At 71.2% G+C, this 25,945-nt stretch carries 28 protein-coding genes; 20 read left to right on the top strand and 8 right to left on the bottom strand.

The features are described from left to right. The first annotated feature begins 47 nt into the window (after positions 1-47). The 11 genes from AOM46_RS20750 (at position 48) to AOM46_RS20700 (ending at position 10,158) form a co-directional block, all read left to right on the top strand. Positions 48-302 carry a hypothetical protein gene (locus tag AOM46_RS20750; protein WP_062214076.1) on the top strand — a complete coding sequence of 85 codons (255 nt, stop codon included), beginning with the start codon at positions 48-50 and terminating at the stop codon, positions 300-302. Then, positions 299-1,144: a hypothetical protein gene (locus AOM46_RS20745; protein WP_062214075.1), complete on the top strand. Its 846-nt coding sequence runs from the start codon at positions 299-301 to the stop codon at positions 1,142-1,144. The genes AOM46_RS20750 and AOM46_RS20745 overlap by 4 nt, the downstream gene beginning before the upstream one ends. 68 nt (positions 1,145-1,212) lie before the next feature. After that, on the top strand, positions 1,213-2,256 hold the full coding sequence (locus AOM46_RS20740) for a dihydrodipicolinate synthase family protein (protein WP_062214074.1): 1,044 nt from the start codon (positions 1,213-1,215) through the stop codon (positions 2,254-2,256). Positions 2,257-2,259: 3 nt separating this feature from the next. Further along, the gene (locus AOM46_RS20735) at positions 2,260-3,576 is read left to right on the top strand and encodes an aromatic ring-hydroxylating dioxygenase subunit alpha (protein ID WP_062214073.1); all 1,317 of its coding nucleotides are present in this window, start codon (positions 2,260-2,262) and stop codon (positions 3,574-3,576) included. A gap of 5 nt (positions 3,577-3,581) precedes the next feature. Beyond that, positions 3,582-4,097, top strand: a complete 516-nt coding sequence (locus AOM46_RS20730) for a 3-phenylpropionate/cinnamic acid dioxygenase subunit beta (protein ID WP_062214392.1) — start codon at positions 3,582-3,584, stop codon at positions 4,095-4,097. Positions 4,098-4,122: 25 nt separating this feature from the next. Further along, positions 4,123-4,419 carry a hypothetical protein gene (locus AOM46_RS34745; RefSeq protein ID WP_199824031.1) on the top strand — a complete coding sequence of 99 codons (297 nt, stop codon included), beginning with the start codon at positions 4,123-4,125 and terminating at the stop codon, positions 4,417-4,419. Then, positions 4,416-5,234, top strand: coding sequence for an SDR family NAD(P)-dependent oxidoreductase (locus AOM46_RS20720; protein WP_062214072.1), 819 nt, complete (start codon positions 4,416-4,418; stop codon positions 5,232-5,234). The genes AOM46_RS34745 and AOM46_RS20720 overlap by 4 nt, the downstream gene beginning before the upstream one ends. Continuing rightward, entirely contained in the window at positions 5,231-6,913 is a 1,683-nt protein-coding gene (locus AOM46_RS20715; protein ID WP_062214071.1) for a thiamine pyrophosphate-binding protein, read from the top strand. Before AOM46_RS20720 ends, AOM46_RS20715 begins: the two co-directional genes overlap by 4 nt. 290 nt (positions 6,914-7,203) lie before the next feature. Then, complete coding sequence (locus AOM46_RS20710; protein ID WP_078857038.1) at positions 7,204-8,304, top strand: TRAP transporter substrate-binding protein; 1,101 nt, start codon at positions 7,204-7,206, stop codon at positions 8,302-8,304. Next, the gene (locus AOM46_RS20705) at positions 8,301-8,810 is read left to right on the top strand and encodes a TRAP transporter small permease (protein ID WP_062214069.1); all 510 of its coding nucleotides are present in this window, start codon (positions 8,301-8,303) and stop codon (positions 8,808-8,810) included. Before AOM46_RS20710 ends, AOM46_RS20705 begins: the two co-directional genes overlap by 4 nt. A 58-nt stretch (positions 8,811-8,868) precedes the next feature. Further along, positions 8,869-10,158 (top strand): TRAP transporter large permease, encoded by a 1,290-nt coding sequence (locus AOM46_RS20700; RefSeq protein WP_062214068.1) that lies wholly within the window; start codon positions 8,869-8,871, stop codon positions 10,156-10,158. 109 nt (positions 10,159-10,267) lie between these two features. Here the strand turns inward: AOM46_RS20700 and AOM46_RS36120 are convergent, their stop codons facing one another. Further along, positions 10,268-10,342 (bottom strand): prepilin-type N-terminal cleavage/methylation domain-containing protein, encoded by a 75-nt coding sequence (locus tag AOM46_RS36120; RefSeq protein WP_078857079.1) that lies wholly within the window; start codon positions 10,340-10,342, stop codon positions 10,268-10,270. Here AOM46_RS36120 and AOM46_RS20695 point away from each other — a divergent pair. From AOM46_RS20695 to AOM46_RS20670, 6 genes are all read left to right on the top strand, one after another. Then, positions 10,334-10,921: an amino acid synthesis family protein gene (locus AOM46_RS20695; protein WP_062214067.1), complete on the top strand. Its 588-nt coding sequence runs from the start codon at positions 10,334-10,336 to the stop codon at positions 10,919-10,921. The genes AOM46_RS36120 and AOM46_RS20695 overlap by 9 nt on opposite strands. Next, positions 10,918-12,117: an amidohydrolase family protein gene (locus tag AOM46_RS20690; protein ID WP_062214066.1), complete on the top strand. Its 1,200-nt coding sequence runs from the start codon at positions 10,918-10,920 to the stop codon at positions 12,115-12,117. The genes AOM46_RS20695 and AOM46_RS20690 overlap by 4 nt, the downstream gene beginning before the upstream one ends. Before the next feature lie 32 nt (positions 12,118-12,149). Beyond that, positions 12,150-12,359 carry a ferredoxin gene (locus tag AOM46_RS20685; RefSeq protein WP_062214065.1) on the top strand — a complete coding sequence of 70 codons (210 nt, stop codon included), beginning with the start codon at positions 12,150-12,152 and terminating at the stop codon, positions 12,357-12,359. 1 nt (position 12,360) lies between these two features. Further along, positions 12,361-13,554 carry an NAD(P)/FAD-dependent oxidoreductase gene (locus AOM46_RS20680; protein ID WP_062214064.1) on the top strand — a complete coding sequence of 398 codons (1,194 nt, stop codon included), beginning with the start codon at positions 12,361-12,363 and terminating at the stop codon, positions 13,552-13,554. 34 nt (positions 13,555-13,588) lie between these two features. After that, positions 13,589-14,752: a S9 family peptidase gene (locus tag AOM46_RS20675; protein ID WP_062214063.1), complete on the top strand. Its 1,164-nt coding sequence runs from the start codon at positions 13,589-13,591 to the stop codon at positions 14,750-14,752. 321 nt (positions 14,753-15,073) lie between these two features. Beyond that, on the top strand, positions 15,074-16,078 hold the full coding sequence (locus tag AOM46_RS20670; RefSeq protein WP_158920526.1) for a LuxR C-terminal-related transcriptional regulator: 1,005 nt from the start codon (positions 15,074-15,076) through the stop codon (positions 16,076-16,078). Between the two features lie 73 nt (positions 16,079-16,151). Here the strand turns inward: AOM46_RS20670 and AOM46_RS20665 are convergent, their stop codons facing one another. Further along, positions 16,152-16,781 (bottom strand): DedA family protein, encoded by a 630-nt coding sequence (locus AOM46_RS20665; RefSeq protein WP_234313908.1) that lies wholly within the window; start codon positions 16,779-16,781, stop codon positions 16,152-16,154. A gap of 5 nt (positions 16,782-16,786) precedes the next feature. Beyond that, positions 16,787-17,563 (bottom strand): MBL fold metallo-hydrolase, encoded by a 777-nt coding sequence (locus AOM46_RS20660; protein ID WP_062214061.1) that lies wholly within the window; start codon positions 17,561-17,563, stop codon positions 16,787-16,789. On the opposite strand from AOM46_RS20660, the gene AOM46_RS20655 reads away from it, so the two are divergent. The 3 genes from AOM46_RS20655 (at position 17,562) to AOM46_RS20645 (ending at position 21,044) form a co-directional block, all read left to right on the top strand. Continuing rightward, the gene (locus tag AOM46_RS20655; RefSeq protein ID WP_078857036.1) at positions 17,562-19,835 is read left to right on the top strand and encodes a phage holin family protein; all 2,274 of its coding nucleotides are present in this window, start codon (positions 17,562-17,564) and stop codon (positions 19,833-19,835) included. The two genes, AOM46_RS20660 and AOM46_RS20655, sit on opposite strands and share 2 nt — an antisense overlap. A gap of 63 nt (positions 19,836-19,898) precedes the next feature. Then, positions 19,899-20,204: a 4a-hydroxytetrahydrobiopterin dehydratase gene (locus tag AOM46_RS20650; RefSeq protein ID WP_062214059.1), complete on the top strand. Its 306-nt coding sequence runs from the start codon at positions 19,899-19,901 to the stop codon at positions 20,202-20,204. Positions 20,205-20,267: 63 nt separating this feature from the next. Next, entirely contained in the window at positions 20,268-21,044 is a 777-nt protein-coding gene (locus AOM46_RS20645) for a class I SAM-dependent methyltransferase (protein ID WP_062214058.1), read from the top strand. Positions 21,045-21,048: 4 nt separating this feature from the next. Here the strand turns inward: AOM46_RS20645 and AOM46_RS20640 are convergent, their stop codons facing one another. From AOM46_RS20640 to AOM46_RS20620, 5 genes are all read right to left on the bottom strand, one after another. Further along, on the bottom strand, positions 21,049-21,744 hold the full coding sequence (locus tag AOM46_RS20640; RefSeq protein ID WP_370592746.1) for a fasciclin domain-containing protein: 696 nt from the start codon (positions 21,742-21,744) through the stop codon (positions 21,049-21,051). Between the two features lie 87 nt (positions 21,745-21,831). Next, a complete protein-coding gene (locus tag AOM46_RS20635) occupies positions 21,832-23,400 on the bottom strand; it encodes a molybdopterin-dependent oxidoreductase (protein ID WP_078857035.1) in 1,569 nt (522 codons plus the stop codon). A 106-nt stretch (positions 23,401-23,506) separates the two neighbouring features. Further along, positions 23,507-24,241, bottom strand: coding sequence for an anti-sigma factor domain-containing protein (locus tag AOM46_RS20630; RefSeq protein WP_062214056.1), 735 nt, complete (start codon positions 24,239-24,241; stop codon positions 23,507-23,509). Next, a complete protein-coding gene (locus AOM46_RS20625; protein ID WP_062214388.1) occupies positions 24,238-24,825 on the bottom strand; it encodes a sigma-70 family RNA polymerase sigma factor in 588 nt (195 codons plus the stop codon). Before AOM46_RS20625 ends, AOM46_RS20630 begins: the two co-directional genes overlap by 4 nt. Positions 24,826-25,059: 234 nt before the next feature. After that, positions 25,060-25,893 carry an aldo/keto reductase gene (locus tag AOM46_RS20620; RefSeq protein ID WP_062214055.1) on the bottom strand — a complete coding sequence of 278 codons (834 nt, stop codon included), beginning with the start codon at positions 25,891-25,893 and terminating at the stop codon, positions 25,060-25,062. Positions 25,894-25,945 lie beyond the last annotated feature (52 nt).

Below are 25,945 nucleotides of genomic sequence, written 5' to 3'. Positions count from 1 at the left end.
ACGGCTTTGGGGATGACGGCGTCGTCAGGAACGAGGGAGGTAGGCCGATGTACAACCTCCACAAACTGCTATGGGACATCCGAAAGGACCCGGACCTCGCGAGGCGTTTTCTCGCCGATCCGGACGCGGTCCTGGATTCCTACGGAATCACCGGCGCGAACCGTGCCGCGATGCGCGATCTCGACTTCAGGGCCATGTACGAGCGCGGGTTCAACCCGTATCTCATCTACTTCTGCGCCATTCAGCTGAAGGTCGACCGCGCCGAGTACTACGCACGGATACGTGGGGAGGAGGTTCGATGAGCGAGCCCAGGGGACGCGTTGTCGGCGCTTTCACCGCTTCGCACTCACCGGGCATCACGGGATGGCCCGAGCGCGCCGAGCCCGCGAAACGCGAGGCCGTCGAATCCGCCTTCGCCGAGGTGCGGCGGAGAATCGACGCGCTGGCCCCCGACGCGATCGTCGCGGTGTCCGTCGAGCATTTCACCAACTTCCATCTGGGGAACCTCCCGGCCTTCGCCATCGCGACCAGCGACTCCTATCTGGGCCCGGTGACCAGGGAGATGGGCCGGTTCCTCGATGTCGAACAGCACCACTATCCGGGGCAGCCGGAACTCGGCCGGCATCTCTACGAGTTCGCCCTGGAATCGGAGTTCGACCCCGCCCTGGTCGAGGGCGGGCTTGAGTTCGACGAGAACTTCTGCGTTCCCCTCAAGCATCTCGACCCCGCGTCGAGGTACCCACTGGTGCCGGTCATCGTGAACGGCGTCAACCCGCCCTGGCCCGGCCTGCGGCGCTGCCACGACTTCGGGAAGATGATCCGCCGCGCGGTCGAGGCGCAGTCCGATGTGCGACGCGTCGTCGTGGTCGGCACCGGCGGCCTCTCGCACTGGGTCGGGCTGCCGGAGTCGGGGCGGATCAACACCGCGTTCGACCGCGATTTCCTCGGCCGGTTGAGCGACGGCGACGAGAGTCGGCTGCTCGCCTACTCCGCCGGCGAGATCGACGCCGCCGGAAACGGCGCCCATGAGATCCGGACCTGGCTGGTCGCCGCGGGCGCGGCCCGGGCGCCGTTCGAGGTGCTGGCCTACGAGCCGGTCCCCGAATGGCTGACCGGGACGGCGGTGGCCGCCGCCCGTATGTGAGTTCAGCCCGATCGGGCGGGCCGGCTCGATCGAGAAGACCGTGAACACCGAGAAGAAGGCAGGACCTGATGAGTAGCAAGCTTCCCAAGGTGACCGGGCGTGACATGCGCGGTGTCATGGCCTACCCGCCCACCCCCGCGCTGCCGGGCGCCGACCGGGTGGACGCGGAGAACACTGTGGACCTGGTGGAGACCGAGCGGATGATCCGCGCGCTCATCCGGGACGGCGTCGACGCGATCGCGACCAACGGGACGCTGGGCGAGATGGGCACGCTCACCCTGGACGAGTGGAAGGCGTTCGCCACCTGCGTGGCCGAGACCGCGCGGTCGGAGGACCCCGACTTTCCCGTCTTTGTCGGCGCCACCACCCTCAACACCCGGGACACCGTCGCGCGGATGAGGTTCCTCTCGGACATCGGCGTCACCGGGACCCTGCTCGGCCGCCCGATGTGGGGTGACATGGTCGCCCCGATCATGGAGCGGTTCTACCGGGACGTCGCCGAGGCCGTGCCCGAACTGGCCATCGTGGTCTACGACAACACGGCCGCGTTCGGTGGCGTGATCCCGCGTTCGATCTACCGCAGCCTGGTCGAACTGCCCCAGGTCGTCGCGGTCAAGTACGCCGGCGGCGCCTCGGTCGGCTTCCGCTACCACAACGACATGGCGCACACCGGCACCAGCTTCCCGCTGATGCCGATCGAGACCGACTGGTTCGCGGCCTGGGAGATGTACGGCGAGGAGCTGGCCGGCATGGCCTGGTCCTCGACCACCGCCATGGGCCCCGGTCCTGTGCTCGCGCTGCGCGACGCCCTCCGCGAGGGCCGCACCGACGACGCCCGCTGGCTCACCGAGCGGCTGCGCTGGGCGCACGAACCGTTCATCGTCGGACAGGACTTCTTCGAGTTCGCGAAGTACAACATTCCGCTGGAGAAGATCCGGGTCAACGCCGCCGGCTATATGAACGTCGGGCAGAGCCGGGTGCCCTACACGGAGGATCTGCTGCCCGAGGTGCACCGCGGGACGACGCTTGAGCATGTCGAGCGCTATCGGCAGATCACCGCCGAGATCGAGGCGCGGCTGGGCACCTCCACCCGGTCCGCCGAGAAGGTGTGACCCATGACCACGACGCCGATCGGTAAGGGAGTTGAATCGGCCCTCGAAGAGATCAGGGACGGAATTCCACAGGGACGCTTCCCGGCGCGCGTCTTCAACGACAGCGAGATCTTCGCCATCGAGCAGGAACGCCTTTTCGGCAAGGCGTGGTGCTTTCTCGCCCACGAGTCAGAGGTGCCCAACGCCGGCGACTATGTCACCCGCTATATCGCCAACAACAACCTCATCGTCGCCAGGGACGAGCACGGCGAGATCCATGCCAGCCTCAACATGTGCCGGCATCGTGGCAACATGCTCTGCAAGTCGGAGATGGGGAACGCCTCGCACTTCCGCTGCTCGTACCACGGTTGGGTGTACAAGAACTCCGGGGAACTCATCGGCGTTCCCTATCTGAAGGAGGGATACGAGGGCAGGCTCAGGAGACGCGACTGGGGTCTGCTCAAGGTGCGCACCGAGAGCTATGCGGGTCTGGTGTTCGGGACGATCGACCCCGAGGCGCCGTCGCTCGACGAATACCTCGGCGGTTTCCAGTTCTATCTGGACCTCTATCTCAAACAGGGGCGTTCGGGCAGCGAGGTGCACGGCCCGCCGGACCACTGGGTCACGGAGACCGACTGGAAGATCGCCGCCGAGAACTTCTCCGGCGACGGATACCACACGCCGGTCGCCCATCAGTTCGGCTTCAATCTGGGCTATTTCGCCTCCTCGGGGGCCACCCACAGCCAGGGCTGGGCCGCGAGCATCCCCGGCCGGGGACATGGCATCGGCCTCGGCCATACCCCTGGCTTTCCGCCGTTCGCCGGTTTTCCCGAGGAGTTGACCGCCGAGATGCGGCAGAGCCTCACCGCCGAACAGATCGAGGTGTTCTCCAGGACCAGGACCGCCGTCGGCACGCTGTTTCCCAACCTCTCCTTTCTGATGCAGCCGTTCAGCGTGGTCCCCGGGGAGACCGGCGTGCGGTTTGTGACGATGCGTCTCTACCATCCGATCGGCCCGGGCAGAACCGAGATGTACTCCTGGTGTCTGGTTCCCAGGGACGCGTCCGAGGAGTACAAGCGGGAGGCGTACCGCGCCTACACCCTGGCCTTCGCACAGGCTGGAACGTTCGAGCAGGACGATCTGGAGAACTGGGCCCGGGTGACGCGGTCCGCCGGGTCGACCATGGTCAGGGATGTCGACTTCCCCTACATCATGGGCATGGACAGCTCCCCCGATCCGGAGTTCCCCGGTCCCGGGCATGTGGTGAAGCCCTATGTCAACGACTCCAACTTCCGCAATCTCTGGTCCCGATGGTCCGACTACATGACGGGACGGGTGTGAGGGACGTGGCAGCCAAGGGAGTTGACCGGGACACCCTGCTCGACGTCGCCGACTTCCTGCACCGCGAGGCGCTGGCGCTCGACGAACGCCGCTACCGCGACTGGCTCGGGTATCTGACGGACGACATCAGCTATGTGGTGCCGCTCCGGGTGACCAGGGAGGGCCTGGCCGAATGGGAGGTCTCGCCGACGGCGCGGATCTTCGACGACGACAAGCAGACCCTGACCCTGCGGGTCGCCCGGCTGGAGACCGACTTCGCCTGGGCCGAACAGCCGCCGTCCCGTACCCGGCACTACGTGACCAATGTGGTGGCGGATCCGGGGGAGCGGGACGACGAGCTGCTGGTCTCGTCGAACTGCCTCGTCTACCGCAGCCGGGGGGACAGCATCGAGCCGAACCTCTACTCGGTCGCCCGCAGGGACACGCTGCGCCGCGCGGCGGACGGCTGGCTGCTGGCGCGGCGTTACGCGGTGCTGGACCAGGCGGTGATCAACGCACACAACCTGTCGATCTTTCTCTGACCCGACCGACCGAAGGAGCGCGCTGATGAGTGACGACGGGCCGGAACCCACGGCCGAGCACACCCCCCTGGCCGAGAACCCCGAGGACGGCGAGGTCCTTCCCCATCCGCGCGACGGCGGCAACGAGGGCCCCGTCGTCATCGCCAACGAGTTCGCCGACGTCGTGGTGCGCAAGGTCCAGACGCGCAACGGGACGCGGCTGGAGATCTGGTCCCCCCGGCGCAACACCTGCGTCCGCTACGACGCGGTGGCGCTGGACTGTCTGAGCTATCAGGAACCGGAGTTCATCACCGGGCTGCTGGCGAGGAAACCGGGAGCATGAGCGCGCACCCGAAGGGGCCGCGGCCCGGACCGCTGGCCGGGCTCAACACCCTGGTCACCGGCGGCGGTTCCGGCATCGGACGGGCGGTGAGCCTGCGGTATCTGGCGCTCGGCGCGACCGTCACCGTGCTGGAGAGATCCGCCCACCACGCCGAACTGCTGCGCCGCGACGCCGCCGGCCCGGCGGGGAGGCGGCTGCGGACGGTGGTGGGCGACGCGACGGACGCGGCGACGCTGGCCGAGGCGCTGGACGTCGCACGCGGCGACGAGCACCGGCTGGACCATCTCACCGCCTGCGTCGGGGTGTTCGACTACTACGCCTCCATCCGCGAACTCGACTGCGCACGACTGGAGTCGGCGGCCAGGGAGATCTGGGAGACCAATGTCCTCAGCGCGCTCAAGGGGATCACCGTCTGCCGGGAGGCGCTGTCGGCGGCCGGCGGATCGGTGACGCTGACGCTGTCGGAGTCCGCGTTCCACCCCGCCGGCGGGGGCGTGCTCTACGGCAGTTCCAAATGGGCGCTCCGGGGGGTGGTCGACCATCTGTCGGTCGATCTCGCCCCCCGGATCCGGGTCAACGGTGTCGCCCCCGGCGGCACCGGCGGCACCCGGTTCGGCGGGCTGCGCTCGCTCGGCCAGAGCATGACGGCCGACCGGGTCGAGGGCCGCGACGAACGCATCGCCCGCGGCAATGTGCTCGGGGTCACCCCGCAGCCGGACGACCACACGGGGGCCTACAGCTATCTGGCCGATCCGGTCGCCGCTCGGGTCGTCACCGGGATCGTCATCAACACCGGTGCCAGGAGAGAACCATGAAGGTGACCAGGGAGCACACGACGGGCGCCGAGGCGGTGGGCGGCACGCTCGCCGACCACGGCGTCGACACCGTCTTCGGGGTGGTGGGCAGCGGCAACTTCGTCGCGACGGACGCCCTCGTCCGGGGCGGGGCGCGGTTCCTCGCGGCCCGCCACGAGGGCGGCGCCATGGCCATGGCCGACGCCTACGGGCGCACCACGGGCCGGATCGCGGTCTGCAGCGTCCACCAGGGGCCGGGACTCACCAACACCCTCACCGCCCTCGGCGAGGCGGCCAAGAGCCGGACCCCGGTCGTCGTCATCGCCGGGGCGACCTCCGCCGGGATGACCAGGTCCAACTTCCATATCGACCAGGCCGCGTTGGTCACCGCCGCCGGCGGGATCGCCGAGCAGCTGTACCGGCCCGAGACCGTCGTCGCCGACACGGCCCGCGCCTACCGCCGGGCCCGCGACGAGCGGCGACCCGTGGTCCTCAACATGCCGCTCGACGTGCAGGCGGCGCGGGTCCCGGGGCCCGCGGAACCCGCCGGTGCCGTCGCGCTGTCGCCCCCGACCGCCGATGTCCGGCCGTCCGAGCGGGTCGTAGCCGAGCTGGCCGCCGAACTGCTGGCCGCGCGCCGCCCGGTGCTGCTCGCCGGCCGGGGCGCCTGGCTCGCCGGGGCCGGCGCGGTGATCGGCGAACTCGCCGACCGGATCGGGGCGCGGCTGGCGACCACCGCCGTGGTCAAGGGGCTGTTCGCCGGACACCCACGGGATGTCGGCATCGCCGGCGGGTTCTCCGAGCCCGTCGCCGTGGAGACCCTGGAGTCGGCCGATCTGATCCTGGCCCTGGGCGCGACGCTGACCACCTGGACGACGCGCGGCGACACCGTCTTCGACCACCGGGTCAGGGTGATCCAGATCGACCGGGACCAGCGGGCCATCGGCCTCAACGGACGGGTCGATCTCGGCATCGTCGGCGATGTGGGGGCCACGGTCACCGCGCTGCTCGCCGAGATCGACGACCGCCCGGCGGCCGGCACCTTCGACCCACCGCCACGCCCCCCGGCGCCGGACCCACCGGGGCGGAACACCGGGCCCGCCGCCGACGGCACCTGCCATCCCGCCGATCTCACCGCCTGGTTGGAGGAGTTGCTGCCGGCCGAACGGTCGCTGGTGCTGGACGGCGGCCACTTCATCGGCTGGCCGGCGATGGGCCTCTCCGTCCCCGACCCCGCCGGGTTCGTCTTCACCAGCGCGGGATTCCAGTCCATCGGCCTCGGCCTCGGCGCCGCCATCGGCACGGCCGTCGGCCGACCCGACCGACTCACCGTGCTGGCCGTCGGCGACGGCGGCTACCGCATGGCGCTGGCCGATCTGGAGACCCTGGTGCGCCTCGACCTGGATGTTCTGGTCGTGGTCTACAACGACCACGCCTACGGCGCCGAGGTCCACCACTTCCTCGACCACGGCTCGGGGTTGGAGCTGGTGCGCTTCCCCGACACCGACCTCACCGGCGGCGGGGACATCGCGGCGGGCGCCCGCGCGGCGGGGGCCCGCGCGCTCACCGTGCGCCGGCACGCCGACCTCGCGGCGGCCGCCGACTGGTTCGCCCGGCCGCGTGGACCCCTCGTTCTGGATGCCCGGATCGACCCCGGCGTCGTCGGCCCCTGGGCCGAGCAGGACTTCATCGGCCACTGAACCGAGCCCGCCCCCAGGGCAGTTCGGCGTGTAGTTCGGCAGCGGCTGTTTTCAGCCAGCCGGGCGAGGCCCTGGCCGCCCCTTCGACAGCGCCCCGGCGGGACCCCACCCGCCCCGCCGGGGCGCTTCCGCGCGCCCGCGCGCCTTCCGTCAACCGGCCCCGGCACGGCCCCTGAACACCGAGAAGTACCCGGACGGGGCCATGCCCGGGCGTCGAGTCCTCGGTAGCGTCCCGCCACACGTTCGCCCCAGCACATCGCGATAAGCGCACCAGAAGCTTGGAGAACGAGATGTCTCGAACAAAACGCTACCGAGCGGTGGTCGCCCTGTCGGGCGCCGCGCTCTGCCTCACCGCCTGTATGGGCGGGGGAGGCGCGCCCGCCGCTGTCGAGCCGGACGCCGAGATCAAGCTGAGCTACGCCTTCTTCGCGCCCGCCGCCTCCTTCCCCGGGGTGCAGATGCAGGAGTGGGCCCGGCGGCTCGGCGAACGGACCGATGGACAGGTGACGGTCGACCTCTACCCCGGCGGAACGCTGTTGTCCGCCGGCGACATCTACGACGGCGTCTCGGCCGGAGTCGTGGACATCGGGTTGGACTCCCCGGCCTACGACAGCAGACGGTTCCCGCTCTCCTCGGTGATCAACCAGCCGGTCGGCATCGAGAACGCCCAACAGGGCAGCGCCGCCTTCCTCGATCTGCTCCTGGAGTTCCGGCCCGAGGAGTTCGACGGCTACCAGATCATCACGGCGTTCACCACGGAGCCGGCCTATATCCAGACCAAGTCGCCGGTGCGCGGCCTCTCCGATATCGCGGGGACCGCCATCCGCAGCTCCGGCGCCGCGATCCCCACCATGGAGGCGCTCGGCGCCTCGCCGCTCAGCCTGTCCATGTCCGATGTCGCGGAGAACCTACAGACGGGCGTCGTCGACGGCTATGTCTCCTCGCGCGAGGTGCTGCGGGACTTCTCGCTCGCCGAGCAGGTCGGGCATGTCACCGACTACCCCCTCGGCATCTCCAACAGCTTTGTGGCCGTCATGGACCAGGAGGTCTTCGACTCGCTGCCGCAACACGTCCAGGACGAGATTCTCGGCCTGCGCGAGGAGATGACCACCTTCGCCTCGGAGTTCCACGACGACGAGAACGTGCGGGGAGCCCTTGAGTGGGCCGCCGCCGAGCACGGCGTCGAGACGGAGGAGCTGGAGCCCGGCGTCCGCGCCGAGTTGGACCGCCTGATGGAGGACCTGACCGACGACTGGGTCGACGACCACGCGGGCGCCGACTTCGACGCCGCCGAAGTGCTCGCCCGGATGCGCGAGTTGGTCGACCAGGCCGCCACCGCCGCCGACGACGAGGGACCGGCCGGGACCGAGCGGGCAGGGGAGGCGCCGTGACCACCAGGTTGATCGCCGGCACCGAACGGTTCACCCGGTCGCTGGCCCATGTCGGTGGCGTGGCGCTGCTCGCGATGCTGTTGCTGCTCGTCGCCAACATCGTGCTGCGAATGCTGGACACGCCGATCCGCAGCACCTACGAACTCGTGTCGATGCTGGTCCTGGTGGTGTCCGCGTTCGCGCTCGGCGAGGCGCAGACCCACAAGTCGCATGTCGCCATCGACATGGTCACCGGCCGGTTGACCAAGCGCGTCCAGCTGGTCGTCGGCACCGTGGTGACCCTCGCGTCGATCGCGCTCTTCGTCCAGCTGGCGCTCAGTCTGCTCCGCTACGGACTCAACCAGTACGACACCGGCTCGGCGACCGAGGCGCTTCAAGTCCCGCTGTGGCCGCTGGTGTTCGTGCTGCTCGTCGGTGTCGTCGGCCTGGTTGTCGCCCTGCTCGGCGATCTGGGCCGGATCACCGCCTGCTGGCGCGACAGGTCCGCCGAAGTGGACATCTGGTGACCGGCCCGAAGACCGGCGTTCCGACGCCGGCACCCGTTTCCACGCACGGGAGTACCTTGTGAGCCCGACCCTCGTGGCGATCCTCGGGATCGTCGTCATGCTCGGCATCCTGCTTCTCAGAGTGCCGGTCTCGTTCGCCATGCTCGGCGTCGGCTTCTTCGGCGCCGTGATCATCAAGGACGTGGACGCCGCCATTCATCTGGTGGCCGCCGACATGTACCGGCAGTTCTCCTCCTACACGATGGCCGTCGTGCCGCTGTTCATCCTGATGGGACAGGTCCTGTTCCGCACGGGAACCAGCGCCAAGCTCTTCGACACCGCCTACAAGTGGTTCGGGCACCTCCCCGGGGGCGTGGCCGCGACGACCGTCGCCGCGAGCATCGGCTTCTCCGCCATCTCCGGCTCCAACTCCGCCTCCACGGCGGCCGTCGGCTCGGTCGCTCTGCCCGAGATGAAGAGGTACGGCTACAGCCCCCGGCTGGCCGGCGGCGCGGTCGCCGTCGGCGGCACGCTGGGCATCCTGCTGCCGCCCTCGACCGCGCTGATCATCATCGCGGTGCAGTCCGAGCAGTCCATCACCAACCTCTTCCGCGCGGCCCTGGCCCCCGGCATAGTCGTCGGACTGCTGCTGCTGGCCACGGTGTTCGTGATGTGCCGGCTCAGACCCGAGCTCGGGCCGGCCGGGGAGAAGGCCGGTTGGAAGGAGCGGTTCAGCTCCCTTTCGGCGGCGAGCGAGACCGGGCTGCTGTTCCTGGTCGCCATCGGCGGGCTGTTCGCCGGGCTGTTCACGCCGGCGGAGGCCGCGGGCGTCGGCGCGTTCGGCGCCATCGTCATCGGCGTGCTGAGCCGCAGGCTGACCTGGAGCCTCTTCTGGACCTCGATCATCGAGACGCTGCGGATCTCCGCCATGGTCATCTTCCTGGTGGCCAGCGCCATTGTCTTCGGCCGCTTCCTCAGCCTCAGCCGGCTCCCGTTCGACCTGGCCGAATGGGTGGGCGGACTGCCCCTCGCGCCCATCGTGATCCTGCTGATCGTGATGGGGATCTACCTGGTCGGTGGCGCGATCATGGACGCCCTCGGCTTCCTGGTCATCAGCATCCCGCTGCTGTTCCCCCTGGTCGGCGAACTCGGTTACGACATCGTCTGGTTCACCATCATCGTCACGATGATCACCACGATCGGCGCGATCACCCCACCGGTCGGCGTGAACGTCTTCATCACCTCGGGCCTGGACAAGTCACTCGACGCCGTCACGGTGTTCCGCGGCGCCGCGCCGTTCCTGATCCCCTACGCCCTGGCGATGACGGTCTTCGTCATCTGGCCCGAGACGATCCTCTTCGCCGTCTGACCGCCGCGCGCCGCCGGGCCGGAACTACCCCACCGGGTGATGCCGGGGGAGCCGATGCCGGCCCTAGCGTGGCGACCTACTCACGAACTTCGTACAGCGATACGAACTTTCAAGAACTGCCAAGAACCGCCAGAACTGCCAGAACCGCCAGAACTTCCAAGAAGGAGAAGGTGCCGTGGCCGATTCGTCACTCCAGGTCCGAAAGACCTTCGCGCAGATCGAGGAGATCCGGTCGTCGGCCGGCAGCTCCGACGGGACGCCGCTGCGGAAGGTCGCCGTGTGCGCGGTGATCAGGAACCCCTACGCCGGACGGGGGTTCGTCGACGACCTCTCCGAACTCGTCGAGGCCGCCGATGCGTTGGGCACCTCCCTCGGGGAGGAGGCGGCCCGGCTCCTCGGGGCGCCGGTGGAGAGCTACGGCAAGGGCGGCCTGGTCGGCTCGGACGGCGAACAGGAGCACATCAACGCCGCGTTGACCTCCGTCTTCGGCAACGCCTTCCGCGACGCCATCGGCGGCGGCGCCGCCTGGATCACCTCCATGACCAAGCCGGCCGTCGCCGGCGACCGCATCGACGTGCCGACGGCGTACAAGGACGACGTCTGGGTGCGCAGCCACTACGACGGGGTGGAAATACGCGTCCCCGACGCGCCGCACCCGGACGAGCTGGTCGTCATCGCCGTGGTGACCAACCGGGGCCGGCTCAACGCCAGGGTCGGCGGCACCACCGTCGCCGATGTGCTGGCACGTGGGGACCAGCGATGAGCACGCTCGCCGTCATCGGCGCCGCCACCGTCTTCTCCGGCGACATCGAGGCGCCCGTCGTGGCGGGCGCCGACACCGTCGTCGTCACCGACGGCGTCATCAGCCGGGTGGGCGCCGCCGCCGGGCTGCGGGAGGTGATCGAAACCGCCGACACCGTGGTGGACGCCCGGGGGGCCACCCTGGCGCCCGGGCTCATCGACTCCCACTGCCATGTGGTGCTCGGGGACTACACCCCCCGGCAGAAGACGGTCGACTTCCTGGCGAGCTATGTGCACGGCGGCATCACCCGGGTCGTCAGCCCGGGGGAGATCCACGCCCCCGGACGCCCCCACTCGGCGGTGGGCGTCATGGCCCTGGCCGTCGCCGCCAGGACCTGCTTCGAGAACTTCCACCCCGGCGGCATGACGGTCCACGCCGGCGCCGTCGTGCTGGAACCCGTCCTGCGGGAACGGGACTTCGCCGCCCTCCAGGAGGCCGGGGTCTCGCTCGCGAAGTTCGGCTTCGGCCGCTACCAGGACCCGGCCGACGGCGCCGACCAGGTCCGCTGGGCGCAGCGGCACGGCATCACGGTGATGTGCCACTCCGGCGGCGCGAGCATCCCCGGAAGCAAACCGATCACCCCCGAACACCTCCTGGCCCTGGCGCCCGATGTCTGCGGCCATATCAACGGCGGGCCGACGTCCCTCGACCCCGCGGGGGTCGACACGATCATGGACCAGACCGAAATGGCGCTCCAACTGGTCCAGGCCGGAAACCTCCGGTCGGCCGTGCGCATTCTGCGACGCGCCGCCGAACGGGGCGCGCTGTCGCGGATCGTGATCGGCTCCGACACCCCGACCGGCACCGGAGTGATGCCGCTGGGTGTCATCAAGACCGTCGCCGAACTCTCCTCGCTGACCGGCCTCGATCCGGCGCTCGTCTGGGCCGCCGCCTCGGGGAACAACGCCCGGGTCTGGAACCTGCCGGCCGGGCTGATCGCCGAGGGGCGGGCGGGCGATCTGGTCGTCATGGACGCGCCCTGGGGATCGACCGGGGACAGCGCGCGCGCCGCCCTCGCCATCGGCGACATCCCCGGCATCTCCGCCGTCATCAGCGGCGGCCGGGTGCGCGCCCTCAACAGCCGTAACACGCCCGCGGCCGCACGGGACGCGACCGTCGAACCGCGGATCGAGCATCTGGAACCGAGCGGTCACTGACCCTCGAAGCGACGTCACGGAGGTGACACGACATGGGGACGAAGCTAGCGCTCGATGTGGACGCGTGCCAGGGGTACGCGAACTGCCTGATCGAGGGCCCCGCGCTGTTCGACCTCGACGACGACACCGGCAAGGCGGTGCTGCTGCGTGCGAACCCCACGCCGGAACTCCAGGCCCAGGCCGAGGCCGCCGTCCGGGGCTGCCCGGCCCGGGCCATCGCCATCGCCGTCGAGAGCGCCTGACATGCGGCGGGTCGCCATCGTCGGAGGCTCCCTCGCCGGGCTGAACGCCGCCGACGCGCTGCGCGAGCACGGGTTCCGGGGCGAGATCACCCTGATCTCGGCCGAGGACGAACTGCCCTACGACCGGCCGCCGTTGTCCAAGGAAGCCCTGCTGGCCGGCGTGGAGATGGAGAAGCTGCGGCTCCGCGCCCCGGAGTGGTACGAGGAGAACGGCATCACCACCCGGCTCGGGCACGCCGCCGTCCGCCTCGAACCCGCCCGGCGCAGGGTCCTGCTCGACGAGGGCACCGCCGTGGAGTACGACGGTCTGGTCGTCGCCACCGGGTCCAGGGCCAGGCGGCTGCCCAGCGCGGAGAACGCCCCGCCGGTCCATGTGCTGCGCACGGTCGAGGACGGCCTCCGGCTGCGGCAGGAACTCCGCCCCGGCCGCCATCTGGCGCTGATCGGCGCCGGGTTCATCGGCCTGGAGATCGCCGCGACCGCCCGACAACTGGGCCTGGACGTCACGGTGGTCGAGGTGGGACGCGTCCCGCTGACCCGGGCCCTCGGCGACGAGGTCGGCGCCTGGTTCCGCGCCCTGCACGGACGGCACGGGGTGGAGATCGAGTGCGCCTGCACCGTCGACACCGTCGTGCGCTCCGGCTCGGGCGCGCGGCTCACCCTGAGCAGCGGGCGGACCATCAACGCCGATGTCGTGGTGGCGGGCGTCGGCACCACCCCGGCCACCGACTGGCTCGACGGCAGCGGCGTCGAGACGACCAACGGCGTGGTCTGCCACGCCGACCTCTCCACCTCGGTGCCCGGCGTGGTGGCGGCCGGCGACATCGCACGCTGGTACAACCCGCTGTTCGACGAGGAGATCCGCGTCGAGCACTGGACCAACGCCGTCGAACAGGGGCGCCGCGCCGCCCAGACCCTGATCGGGCACGGCGAGGCGTTCACCGCCGTCCCCTACTTCTGGACCGACCAGTACGAGGCCCGGATGCGGTTCGTCGGACGCGCGGCGGCGGCCAGCGAGGTCGCCGTCCGGGAGTGGACGGACGACCGGCTGGTCGCCGTCTACGGCCGGGACGGCCTGGTGCGGGGCGCGGTGTGCGTCAACGCGCCCCGGGAGCTGGCCCGTTACCGCGCCGCCATCCGCGACCAGGTGCCCTGGGGCGATATCGCGGCGCTGTCATCCGCCGCGGGCCGCTAGAGAGACCCCCTTCCACAACCCACGAGGAGCAGAAGTGACCGATACCAAGACCGAGCCCGAGACCCGGAGCAGGCCGGACGGCGACGCCCTCGCCATCATCGAGCTGTTCCCCCAGGACGAGGACTGGTCGCTGCAGACCATGCGGCTGCTCGCCCAGGTCGCGGTGGGCGGCTCCGACCTGTTCGAATGCGCCCGCACGGCCGCCAGGATCGGCGACCGGACCACGGACCCCGAGGTGTGGGAGCGGGAGTGGAGCCGCACCGCGCGGGAGACCGCCGAACTCGGCCGTGCCGCGCTGCGCGCCGGGAACGTCACCACCGGGCGCCGCGCCCTGTTCCGCTCGATGAGCTACTGGCGGCACTCGGAGTTCTTCCTCACCTCCGACGACCCCAGGCGGAAGCGCGCCTACACGGAGGGCACCCGGAACTTCCAGGAGGCGGCCGAGCTGACCGGAGGGCTCATCGAGCGGATCAGCGTTCCCTTCGAGGGACAGACGATGGACGGCTATGTGGTCCGCCCCGACGCGTCGGGCCAGAAGCGCCCCACGGTGCTGCTGCTCGGCGGCGCCGACTCCTGGGCGGAGGAGCTGTACTTCCTCGGCGGCACCGAGTTCCCGGCCCGTGGCATGAACGTCGTGATGGTCGACACCCCGGGGCGCGGGAGTTCGCTGCGCTTCAAGGAGATGTACAGCCGCCACGACTACGAGGTGCCGGTCGCCGCGGTGCTCGACTTCCTCGCCGGGCGCTCCGACATCGACATGGACCGGCTGGGCCTGGCCGGGGTCAGCTTCGGCGGGTACTACGCGCCGCGCGCGGCGGCCTTCGAGCCCCGGGTGAAGGCCGTGGCGGCCTGGTGCGGCACCTGGAGCATTCTCACCGACTTCTACGAGTTCTATCCGCCGTTGCAGCAACAGCTGCAGTGGCTCTCGGGATCGAAGGACGACGCCGAGGCCCGGGAGAAGCTGGCGAAGTTCACTCTCGAAGGCGTCGCCGAGAAGCTGAACGTTCCCGTCTATGTCATGCATGGAACGGACGACATCGTCATGGATGTCGAGGGCGCGCGCCGTTTCGAGGCCGCGTTGCAGGTTGACGACGTGACCGTCGACATCTACGACCGGGCGGGCTCGTTGCACTGCAGCTACGACTATCTCGCGGTCGCCGCCGCGAGGTTGAGCGACTGGTTCCTTCGGCGGCTCTGAACTCCCGGCTCCGAACTCCGGGTTCCGAACTCCGGGGTCGCCGGCGACCGTTGCCGAGTCGGGGATCGCCGGCGGATGGAAGGCCCGCCGGCGATCCCGCCTGCCCGTTTCATGGGCACGTCATGCTCACGCACCGTACGGTTACCGCTTCTTTGCCATGTATTGACAGTGGGCCCGGGCATCACGTGTAATCGTGCGACTAACCCGGGCGCACCTCCGTCGAGCGAATGGGGTAAGTCCATGAGTTCCAAACTCGGCCTCACCGGTGACGGACGACACAGGTTCGCCCTCGAACTCCAACAGGCGCAGACCATCGACGATGTGCGGGACGTCTACTTCGGGACCGTGCATCAGGTCCTGCCCGCCGACGGCATCGGTTTCTACCGTTTCGGCCGCGACACCACGCCGGTGCTGGAGAGCCGATCGACGCTCAGTGACCGGTTCATGTACGCCTACGAGGGCACCGGCCGCCGCGACGATCCGGTGCTGGAACTGGTGCTTGAGCACGGGCTGCCGGCCGATTCCCACCATCTGGTGAGCCCGCGCCGCTGGGACTCGTCCGGCGCGAGATCCGTCCTGCTCGGCGAGGGGCTGGCCTACTCGATGGAGGCGCCGCTCATCGAGTCGGGCAGCGTGGTCGGAACGATCAACTTCGCCCGCGCCACGGACGGGAAGCCGTTCTGCGAGGAGGATCTGACCTCGGCCGGATTCATCAGCGAACATCTCAGCCTGGCGATGGAACGGGCCCGCCGATGGGACGATCTCGGGGAATGGGCGAGCCTGCTCGAAGGCACCTTCGACCACTTTCCGCACGGTGTTGTGGTAAGCGACCTCGACGGCCGGAGGCTTTTCTCCAACCGTGGCGGCCGAAATATTCTGGACAGCCCGGGCCATGCGCGGGAAACCTCTCGGGATCGCGCCATCGGGGGATTGTTCGACGAAGCGGTCGTCGAATTCCTGGAAAGCGGCCGGAAATCCGCTACCACCAATGTGCGGGACAATGTGACCGGCAAGAAAATCATTGTCAAGTCCTACCGGGCGCCAAGTCAGGATTCCGTTATCAGCCTGGTGTACGAGTGTATCGACGAGCAGGCCAAGGCACTTCCGGTATGGGGCGTTCTCTCGCCGAGGGAACAGGAGATCGCCACCCTCGTCAGCCAGGGACTCACCACCAAACGCATCGCGCAGAAGGCGTTCGTCAGCGAGAACACGGTGAAACAACACCTCAAGCGGATCTTCGCCAAGACCGATGTGCACAACCGGGCCGAGCTGGTCCAGCTGATCTGGACCTCGGGCGATCCCCGAGGGCTTCCCGACGCCCAATGAGGCGCCGGACGAAACACCTGACGAGGCGCCGAAAAAGACGCCTGACGGGGTGTCAACCCACGCCGCCGGCAGGTCAGTCGGCGTCGTCCGGGGTGGCGCGGCGGCGTCGGAGGCGGGGGAGGGCGGCGATCAGCAGGGTGAGGGCGATGGCGGCGACCACGCCCTGCCAGGGGTGGGGGAAGAGCGCGCCGCCCACCATGCCGAGCAGCCCGTAGACGCCGGCCCAGGCGATCGTCGCCGGGAGGTTGCCGCGCAGATAGACATGCGTCGGCGTGCGGGACACCAGACAGGCGAGCATCACCGGGAGGCGGCCCGCCGGGATCAGCCGGGAGACCAACAGCAGCAGCGCGCCCTGGCGTTCAAGCCGCCGTTGGGTGTTCTCCAGCGTCGCGGGGGAGACATGCGCGCTGATCCGGTCCAGCCAGCGGGACCCCCGGCGGCCCAGCAGGAACAGCGCCGTATCGCCCAGGAACGCGGCGCCCGCCGCCACCACCCAGACCAGCAGCGAGGTGACCACCGGATCGCTGTGGTGCACGGCGACCACCGCGGCCGAGCTGACCAGCGCGCCCGTCGGCACCACGGGAACCAACGAGCCCAACAGCACCAGTGCGAACAACGACGGGTAGCCGATGGCCTGTTGGGCGCCCTCGTGGGTGACCGTCTCCTCCGCCGCCAGCGCGGCGCCGGCCAGGGCCGCCGGCACCACCGTCACCCGGCCACCGCCAGCCGCACGCTCTCCCCGTGGGCCAGCCGGTGCACCCGCACCTCGGGCGCCAGCCGGGCGGCGTGCCGGTAGAACTCGTCGCCCGGGGCATGGAACTCGTGCGGGCGCACCGCCGACATGCCCAGCGGCCAGTAGGTGCCGTAGTGCACCGGAACGGCCGAGCGGGGCCGCAGCCGGGTCAGCGCCTCGGCAGCGCGCTCCGCGTTGAGATGCCCCTGCCCGAGGCCGGGGCCCCAGCCGCCGACCGGCAGCAGCGCCGAATCGACCGGGCCGACCTCGTCGGCCATCCCGCCGAAGAGATCGGTGTCCCCGGCGAAGTACGTCCTGGCCTCGCCCTCGACCACATAGCCGAGCGCGGCGGCCCGATGCCGCCCGAACGGCATCCGTCGCCCGTCGTGCTCGGCCGGCACCGCGCGTATCGTCAGCGGCCCCATGCACATCCGTTCGCCGGCGGTCAGTTCGCAGAAGTCCAGCCGGGGGGCCAGCCGGCGCAGCGCCGGCACCGCGTCGACGGTGCCGCGCGGCAGCACCAGCGGGATGCCGGCGGGCAGCGTGGCCAGCGAACGCAGATGCAGATGGTCCCGGTGCAGATGGGAGACGAGCACCAGATCCACCTCCCGCGCCGCGGGCGACGGCAGCGTTCCCCGGCGGCGCCGCAGATGGGCGCAGCGGCGGGTCAGCAGCGGATCGGTGAGCACGGCGGTACCCGAGTCGCGGACCGTGACCGTGGCATGACCCCACCAGGTGATCTCCACGGGCATGGGCGCTCCCTCATCCACTCGCTCCGCCGGGACGGTCGGACCCGGTCAAGGATGCCAGGTGGCGCGCGCGAGCGGAGGCGGGAGAACGGGGGGGGCGCTCCGTCGCCCGACCCCGCTGATCGGTAAGGATGGCGGAAGAGCGAAGCGAACAGTGGAACCGGAACCGGAACCGGGGAACGGAGGTGGTGCGCCGGTGGGCGGGTGGCGGAACGCGGGCGCGGCGGTGTTGCGGGTGCTGGCGGTATGGGCGGTGGCCACCGTCACCCTGATCGTGCTCGCCCTGCTGCTGCCGGACTTCCACCTCCAGTCGGCCGACGGCGACAGCCTCACCCGGGTGGGGTTGACGGCCGCGCTGGGCGCCGGGTTCTTCGGCCTGCTGAACGCCCTGGTGTGGCCCTGGCTGGTACGGGCCCTGCTGCTGGTGCCGGCGCTCGCCCTCGGCTCGCTGGTGTTCCTGCTCAACGGCTCACTGATGCTGCTGGCGCTCAGCGCGGTCCCGGGGCGCGGCCAGGCCGGCGCCGGCACCGCCGTGGTGGTGGCCGCGGCGACCTCGGTGACGTCGTCGGCGACCGGCGCCTTCCTGGCCGTGAGGGACCGGGGCGCGGCCCACCGCCGGCTGCGGCGGATGGCCGGGCTGCGCTTCGGGGGCGCCAGGCGCGGGGCGCCGAAGCCGCACAGCCGGGCCGCCGGCATGGTCATCCTGCAGCTGGACGGCATCGGCCTCGGCGTGCTGCGCGGGGCGATCATCGGCGAGCGCCCGGTGATGCCCACGGTGGCCGGGCTGTCCGCGCACAGCCATCGGCTGACCGGCTGGCGCACCGACTGGTCCAGCCAGACCGGCGCCTCCCAGCTGGGCATCCTGCACGGCAGCAACGAGGACGTGCCGGCGTTCCGCTGGTACGAGAAGGAGACCGGGCAGGTGCTGGTGAGCAACCGGCCGTCCAGCGCGGCCGAGCTGCAGCGCCGCGCGCAGGCGCGGGCCGGCAGCGCCGGGCTGCTGGCCGAGGACGGGGCGAGCCGGGGCAACCTCTTCACCGGCGGCGCCGGGCAGGCGGCGCTGGTGCTCTCGGTCGCGGCCAGGCGGCGCGCCGGGCAGCGCTCCCGGGCCGGTTACTTCGCCTACTTCTCCGATCCCGCGCATGCCGCCCGCACCGCTGGATCGTTTGTCGCCGAGCTGGTGCGGGAGCTCGGCCAGTCGCTCCGCGCCCGGCTCACCGGGATCCGGCCACGGGTGTCGAGGGGCGGCCTCTATCCGCTGATCAGGGCGTTCGCCACGGTGGTGCAGCGGGATGTGGTGACCGCCTCGGTGGTGGGCGACATCCTCAACGGGCGCGGCGTCGTCTACGCGGATCTGGTCGCCTACGACGAGGTGGCGCACCACTCGGGCCCGCACAGCCGGGACACCCGGCAGGTGCTGGCGCGCCTGGACCGCTGCGTGGAGCTGATCGTCCAGGCCGTCGAGCACGCGCCGCGCCCCTACCATCTGGTGCTGCTCTCCGACCACGGGCAGAGCCAGGGGCCCACGTTCGCCGGCGCGTTCGGGCACGGCCTGGAGGAGCTGGTGCGGATCGGCTGCGGCCGGCCGGTGCCCAGGGCGCCGCGCCGCGAGGAGTCGGGGGCCGAGGCCAGGGGAGTGGCGCGGGTGGCGCTGCACCGTCCGGAGGAGCCGGCCGAGCCGCCGCCCAGGGAACGCGACGAGCCGGGCTCCGAGACCGCGCCGGTGGTGCTGGCCTCGGGCAATCTGGGCCTGGTGTCCTTCCCCGACCTGCCGGGACGCGCCGACCGGGGGACCATCGACGGGCGCTATCCGGCGTTGCTGCGGACCCTGGCCGAGCACCCTGGAATCGGGTTCCTGCTGGTGTGGGACGAGCGGCACGGCCCGGTGGTGCTGGGCGCAGGCGGGGCCGAACACCGGCTCGACAGCGGGGAGATCAAGGGCGCCGACCCGTTGGCGCCGTTCGGCCGGGGGGCCGCCGAGGCGGTGCGGCGCACCGCCGGGTTCCGCAACTGCGCGGACATCATGGTCAACTCCGCCTACGATCCGGTCGCCGGCACGGTGCACGCCTTCGAGGAACAGATCGGCTGCCACGGCGGGCTCGGCGGCGCGCAGAGCCGGGCGTTTCTGCTCTCCCCGCGCCGGCTGTCGCCGCCGGCGCCCGACGGCGAGCTGGTCGGCGCCGAGGCGCTGCACCGGGTGCTGCGCCGCTGGCTGGACGAGGCCGCCACCGCCCACCCCGACCCGGCGGACGCCCCCGCCCGCGCCGCCTCGTAGCGCGGAGCGACGCGTACGGAACTACCCTGACGGGGAACGTGCGGCGAGCCGAGGAGGGTGACGATGGCACCGAAGCCGTTGAACGAGGTGGAGATCGGCGAGGTCCTGAGCGGCCTGCCCGGCTGGTCGTTCGGCGACGACCGGCTGGTGCGCGAGTACACCCTGGACGGTCCGCCGGCCGCCGTGGCGATGCTGGTGCATGTGTCGACCATCCAGGAACAGCTGGACCACCACGCCAGCCTGACGGTCACCTACAACCAGCTGGGCATCGCGGTCAACACCCACAGCGTGGGCGGCAAGGTCACCGAGCTGGACACCCAACTGGCCACCCGCATCGAGGAGATCGCCCCCGCCCACGGCGCCCGCTGACGGCCGCCGGCGGCGGCGGAACACGGTGGTACGGCCGGCGCCGGCGACCGCATACTGACGTCCATGGTCGACCACCAGTTCGCCGACGCCGGTCTCGCCGCGCTCTACGACCGTTTCCATCCCTGGGAGTCCAGGGGCGACGTCTCCTTCTATCTGCCGCATGTGCTGGCCGCCCGCTCGGTGTTGGACATCGGCTGTGGCACCGGACTGCTGCTGCACCGCGCGCGGGACGCCGGGCACACCGGCCGGCTCTGCGGACTCGACCCGGCCACCGGGATGTTGGAACGGGCCAGGCGGCGCAGCGATGTCGAATGGGTCCAGGGGGATCTCGAAACCGTCGACTGGCGCGGCGAGTTCGAGCTGGCGGTGATGACCGGCCACGCCTTCCAGGTGCTGGTGGCGGACGAGCAGCTGCGCGCCGCGCTCGCCGCCGTGCGTCAACTCCTCACCGAGGACGGTCGGTTCGCCTTCGAGACGCGCAATCCGGCGGCCCGGGCCTGGGAGCGCTGGACGCCGGAGAACTCCTCGACCACCCGGGCCGCCGACGGCACACCGGTGCGGATGGAGCACCGGGTGCTCAGCCCCGCCCCCGGCGAGCCGCTGGATCGCACGGTCACGTTCTCCACCACGTTCTCCGGCCCCGACGGGCGGGCGGAGGAGCGGAGTCGGAGCACGCTGCGGTTCCTGGACGCGCCCGAACTCGACGCGTTTCTGGCCGAGGCGGGTCTTGAGGTGGTGGAGCGGTTCGGCGACTGGGACGGCAGCCCGTTCGATCCCGAACACAGCCCGGAGATCATCGTCTTCGCCCGCCGAGGCGAACGGGCGCCGTCCCGGCCCTGAGAGGTCAGCCCTGCGGCATCAGCACCCCGTCGATGAGGTAGACCGTGGCGTTGGCGGTCTGCACGTTGCCGCAGACCACGGACGCGTCGTCGACCTGCCAGGACTCGCCCTCGCCCGAGACGGTGACGGTCCCGCCCTGGAGGGTTTCGAAGGAGCTCCGGGCCAGGTCCTCGGGCGCCAGTCGCTCGCCCACCACGTGGTAGGTGAGGACGCCGCCCAGGGCGTCGGGGTCGGCCAGCAGCCCGTCGAGGTCCTCCTCGGGGATCTCGGCGAAGGCCGCGTTGACCGGGGCGAACACCGTCAGGTTCTCCGTGGAGTTGAGGGTGTCACCGAGGCCGGCCGCCTCAACGGCGCTGACCAGGGTGGAGAGTTCGGGGTTGTTGCCGGCGGCGGTGGCCACCGGGTCCTGGGCCATGCCGTCGAAGCTGCCGGCCCCGTCCGGGGGAACGGCGGCGCAGGCGGGGCCGAACGGCTCAGCCGCCATATCGCCCGAGGTGTCCTCCTCCGACGGCGCCTCGTCCGTGTCCCCGCTCTCGTCCGTGCCGTTGTCCCCGTTGTCCGAGCTCTCCGAGCTCTCCGAGCTCTCGGATCGGTCGTCCGAGTCGTCGTCGGAGGAACAGGCCGCCAGGCCCAGTGGCAGCGCGGCGGCCGCCACCACGGCGACGGCGGTCCGGCGGGCTCGGTTCATGGTGCTACGCATGGAAGACAACTCCCTTGTGATGTAACGAAAATGACGTTCACTCGGATTGCTGATGTCTGTTCAGGCAGGTGTGGTCCTGCTTCGGGATCAGTCCACCCGCACCACCACCGAATGCCGTCCGGTGGCGCCGTCGGGGATGGTGCCCTGCCGGTCGGCGGTCTGGGTCGCCCCGTCGCGGTCGGTGGCGCGTACCTCGATGCGGTGCGAGCCCGCGTCCGGGGTCCAGCGCCAGTGCCACTGGCGCCAGGTGTCGACGGAGTCCTCGTCGGCCAACTCGGCCTCCTGCCAGGGACCTTCGTCGACCCGCACCTCGACCCGGTCGATGCCGGTGTGCTGGGCCCAGGCGACGCCGGCCACCGGGACGGTCTCGCCGGCCCGCAGGTCGGCGAAGCCCCGCGGGGTGTCGATCCGCGACTGGGTCTTGACCGGTGCCTCCACCGCCCAGCCGCGCCTGACCCAGTACGGGTCGAAGTCGCCGAAGGTGGTCAGCTCCAACTCCGTCAGCCATTTGCACGCGGAGACATAGCCATAGAGCCCGGGCACCACCATCCGCACCGGGTAGCCGTGCTCGAACGGCAGCGGCTCCCCGTTCATCCCGATCGCCAACAGCGCGTCCCGGCCGTCGAACACGGCGGACAGCGGGGTGCCCAGCGTCATGCCGTCCACCGACCTGGCCACCAACTGGTCCGCCTCACCGCCCTGTTGCGGCGGCCGCACCCCTGCGGCGCGCAGCAGCCCGGGCAGCGGCACCCCCAGCCAACTGGCGTTGCCCACATAAGGGCCGCCCACCTCGTTGGAGACACAGGTCAGGGTGATCCGCCGCTCCACCAGATCCCATGCCAGCAGATCGGCGAAGCTCAGCGTCAACGGCCGGGAGACGCCGAGGCCGTGGATCCGCAGCCGCCACGCGTCGACGTCCACCCGGGGCACCGTCAGGGCGGTGTCCACCCGGTAGAAGTCCCCGTTGGGCGTGCGGAACGGGGCGACGCCCGGTATGTCCAGGCTCGCGCCCGCCGGCAGCGGCGGCGCGGGCGACGCCGGCGGCGGCAGCCGCAGGGCCGAACGGTCCGCGGCCACCTCGGCCGCGTCCGCCGCGTTGCGCCACCGCGCCAGCAGCCCGGCGCCCGAGGAGGCCACCGCGACCGCGCCGGCCGCCAGCAGAAAGCGCCGCCGTCCGGCACCGCCCGCCCAGACGCCGGGAGCCGCGGGCGGCGCCAACGCGCCGACCAGCGCCCACAGCGTCCCGGCCGCGACCGCCGCGCCCAGCAGTGAGGGCAGAAAGTCCCATCCCCCGGCGTCCGGACGCTCGGCCGCCGCCAGCGCGCCCAGACCACCGAACGCCAGCACCAGGCCGGCGACCAGCCGACGCCACCGGCGGGCCAATACCCCGGCCAGCAGGGCGAGTAGCGCGAGCACCGCGAGGATGCCCAGCCGCAGCACCAGCTTGTCCTGCTCGCCGAAGGTGCGAACCGCCCAGTCCTTCACCGGGGTTGGCGTCCGGTCGATCGCCGCGCCGCCCACCGCCGTGACCGGCCCGGCCTCGCGCCGCACCGCCAGCGCCGCCAGCAGCTCGGCCACTGCCAGCGCGGCGGCCACGGCCAACAACCCGGCCAGCGCGGCCAACGCCCCGCTCAGCAACCTGTCTCTGTTCCTCACACCCCTGCTTCGGGCGCCAACAGCCCCCGGATGGGTGGGAGAAGAAGGAAACTTCGGCTGGGCGGAGATGCGGGCGGGCCGAGGAAGCGGGAATCCGCTGCCGGCGCTATCCGTCGAAGGCCATCGTGGCCAGCGGTCGGGTGGTCGGCTGCGGCGAGCCGCCGGACGGCTCCACCGTGATGCCCATGCCGCCGGCCCCGTCGACCCGGCCGTCCATCAGCAGCGCGCTGTTGGCGGCGGCCGGATCCAGCAGGCCGGCCGGGCGCATCGTGCCGGCGTCGTCGAACCACAGCTGGTACACCCGGTCCGCCGGCGGTTCCGGCAGCCCGGAGGCGAGGAACGCCGCCTGGTCATGGCCGGGGGAGACGACCACCGTCGCCGTGCCGCCGCCCGGCAGCCCGCCCGTGGTGATCCGCGCGTCCGGCGCGGCCAACACCCGCGCCAGCGCGTCCGCCTGCCGCTCCGCGCGCGCCACCCGCTCCCTGGCCTGCTCCGCCTGCTGCCACTGCCACACCGTGGTGCCGGCCAGGGCGGCGGCCAGACAGGCGGCCAGCGCGAACCGGGACAGCCGGGGCGCCAGCCGCCGCACCAGGCCGGCCGGCGGCTCCTGGCGCACGGCGCCGATCCGCCGCAGCACCACCTCCCGCATCGCCGGCGGTGGCACCCGCGCCGCCGCCACGCCCAACCGGCCGGCCGTCTCGGCGAGTTCGGCGACCTCACGGGCGCACGCATCGCAGCGCCGCAGATGCCGCTCGAACCGGGACCGCTCCTCGTCGGAGACCGCGTTGAGCACGTAGGCACCGCTCAGGGTGTGCGGCTCGGCCTCGTGTCGCTCGCTCATCCGGTCACTCCCAGGCAGTCCCGCAGCCGGATCAGCCCGTCGCGCAGCCTTGTCTTCACCGTACCCAGCGGCAGTGACAACAGCTGGGCCACCTCGCGGTAGGTGAGGCCCCGGTAGTAGGCCAGGGTCACCGACTCGCGCTGCCGTGGCGTGAGCGAACCGACGCAGCGCCGCACCTGCTCCCGTTCCAGCCGGGTCTCGACCTGCTCCGTCACCTCGTCGAACGGCGGCGTCCGGTCCAGCAGCGCGGCGCGCCGCTCGCGGTCGCTCGCCGACTGCGCGGAGCGCACCCGGTCCACCGCGCGGCGGTGCGCCATGGTCATCACCCAGGCCATGGCCGAGCCGCGCTCCGGCCGGTAGCGCGCGGCCTGCCGCCAGACGTCGAGCAGCACCTCCTGCGCCACCTCCTCCGACTGGGCGGGATCCCGCAGCACGCTGCGCACCAGCCCCAGCACGGGCCCGGCGACGGCGTCGTAGACCGAGGCGAAGGCGTCGTGGTCGCCCTTGGCGACCTCGGCCAGCAGGGCCCCGAGATCCGGCGCCGCCGCTCGCGCCGCGCCCGCCGCCCGGGCCGGCTTCTTCACCACGAGGCACCTCCGCGGCGCCGACACGGCGTCCCGGTGGACGGACGGCTCGGGGGTGACGTCATGGTTCCTCCGTGGTGGGCTGGACGGGCTCGCTTCCCATTCGGCACCGCGCCGGCCACGGATGGGTCAACGAGCCGACCGTTCCGCCGGCTTCGGCCGAGCGGTGCCCGATATGCCGCCGGGCCGCCTCCCCTCGTTCGGTGGGAGGCGGCCCGGTGACGGGAGGCTCGCTCAGATCCAGTTGGCCTCGTCCGGGTCGGCGCCCACCCGGTTCGGGGTGTCGAGGGCGCCGATCGCGGCAAGGTCCTCGGCGTCCAACGAGAAGTCGAACACGTCGAAGTTCTCGGTGATCCGCGACGGGGTGACGGACTTGGGGATCACCACGTTGTCCAGCTGCAGGTGCCAACGCAGCACCACCTGGGCGGGGGTGCGCCCGTGCTTGGCCGCGATCCTGGCCAGCTCCGGGTCGTCCAACAGGCCCTTGCCCGAGCCGAGCGGGGACCACGCCTCGGTGACGATGCCGTGTTCGGCGTGGAAGGCGCGGGACTCGGCCTGCTGGAAGTTGGGGTGCAGCTCGATCTGGTTGAGCGCGGGCACGATATCCGTCTCGTCCAGCAGCCGACGCAGGTGGTCGGGCTTGAAGTTGGAGACGCCGACCGCGCGGGCCCGGCCGTCGGCCAGGATCTTCTCCAGCGCCTTCCAGCTCTCGACATAGTTGTCATGCGCCGGGGCGGGCCAGTGGATCAGATAGAGATCGACATAGTCCAGGCCCAGCTTGCTCAGCGAGAGGTCGAAAGCGGCGAGCGCCTTGTCATGGCCGTGGTCGGTGTTCCACAGCTTGGTGGTGACGAACAGCTCCTCACGCGGCAGACCTGAGGACGCCAGCGCCCGGCCGGTGCCCTCCTCGTTGCCGTATATGGCGGCGGTGTCGATGCTGCGGTACCCGGCGGCGAGCGCCTGGCCGACCGCGACCTCGGCCTGGTCGTCCGGGACCTGCCAGACGCCGAAACCGAGCTGCGGCATCTGCACGCCATTGTTCAGAGTGACTTGGGGGACGCTACTCACGTGCTGTTTGGTCCTTTTCTGATCGCCAAGGATCGTTTGCTGATCGTCTATA

This window comes from Streptomyces sp. NBRC 109706 (assembly GCF_000974485.1).
GTDB lineage: Bacteria > Actinomycetota > Actinomycetes > Streptomycetales > Streptomycetaceae > Streptomyces.
This window is presented reverse-complemented; position numbering and strand designations above follow the sequence as displayed.

Bases quoted from the DNA above. Each gene is read 5' to 3' on its own strand.
- AOM46_RS20720 (WP_062214072.1), top strand. From the start codon at position 4,416: ATGAGCGCGCACCCGAAGGGGCCGCGGCCCGGACCGCTGGCCGGGCTC.
- AOM46_RS20630 (WP_062214056.1), bottom strand. From the start codon at position 24,241: ATGAGCGAGCGACACGAGGCCGAGCCGCACACCCTGAGCGGTGCCTAC.
- AOM46_RS20655 (WP_078857036.1), top strand. From the start codon at position 17,562: ATGGGCGCTCCCTCATCCACTCGCTCCGCCGGGACGGTCGGACCCGGT.
- AOM46_RS20750 (WP_062214076.1), top strand. From the start codon at position 48: ATGTACAACCTCCACAAACTGCTATGGGACATCCGAAAGGACCCGGAC.
- AOM46_RS20740 (WP_062214074.1), top strand. From the start codon at position 1,213: ATGAGTAGCAAGCTTCCCAAGGTGACCGGGCGTGACATGCGCGGTGTC.
- AOM46_RS20690 (WP_062214066.1), top strand. From the start codon at position 10,918: ATGAGCACGCTCGCCGTCATCGGCGCCGCCACCGTCTTCTCCGGCGAC.
- AOM46_RS20660 (WP_062214061.1), bottom strand. From the start codon at position 17,563: ATGCCCGTGGAGATCACCTGGTGGGGTCATGCCACGGTCACGGTCCGC.
- AOM46_RS20745 (WP_062214075.1), top strand. From the start codon at position 299: ATGAGCGAGCCCAGGGGACGCGTTGTCGGCGCTTTCACCGCTTCGCAC.
- AOM46_RS20685 (WP_062214065.1), top strand. From the start codon at position 12,150: ATGGGGACGAAGCTAGCGCTCGATGTGGACGCGTGCCAGGGGTACGCG.
- AOM46_RS20680 (WP_062214064.1), top strand. From the start codon at position 12,361: ATGCGGCGGGTCGCCATCGTCGGAGGCTCCCTCGCCGGGCTGAACGCC.
- AOM46_RS20640 (WP_370592746.1), bottom strand. From the start codon at position 21,744: ATGCGTAGCACCATGAACCGAGCCCGCCGGACCGCCGTCGCCGTGGTG.
- AOM46_RS20735 (WP_062214073.1), top strand. From the start codon at position 2,260: ATGACCACGACGCCGATCGGTAAGGGAGTTGAATCGGCCCTCGAAGAG.
- AOM46_RS20650 (WP_062214059.1), top strand. From the start codon at position 19,899: ATGGCACCGAAGCCGTTGAACGAGGTGGAGATCGGCGAGGTCCTGAGC.
- AOM46_RS20715 (WP_062214071.1), top strand. From the start codon at position 5,231: ATGAAGGTGACCAGGGAGCACACGACGGGCGCCGAGGCGGTGGGCGGC.
- AOM46_RS20710 (WP_078857038.1), top strand. From the start codon at position 7,204: ATGTCTCGAACAAAACGCTACCGAGCGGTGGTCGCCCTGTCGGGCGCC.
- AOM46_RS34745 (WP_199824031.1), top strand. From the start codon at position 4,123: ATGAGTGACGACGGGCCGGAACCCACGGCCGAGCACACCCCCCTGGCC.
- AOM46_RS20645 (WP_062214058.1), top strand. From the start codon at position 20,268: ATGGTCGACCACCAGTTCGCCGACGCCGGTCTCGCCGCGCTCTACGAC.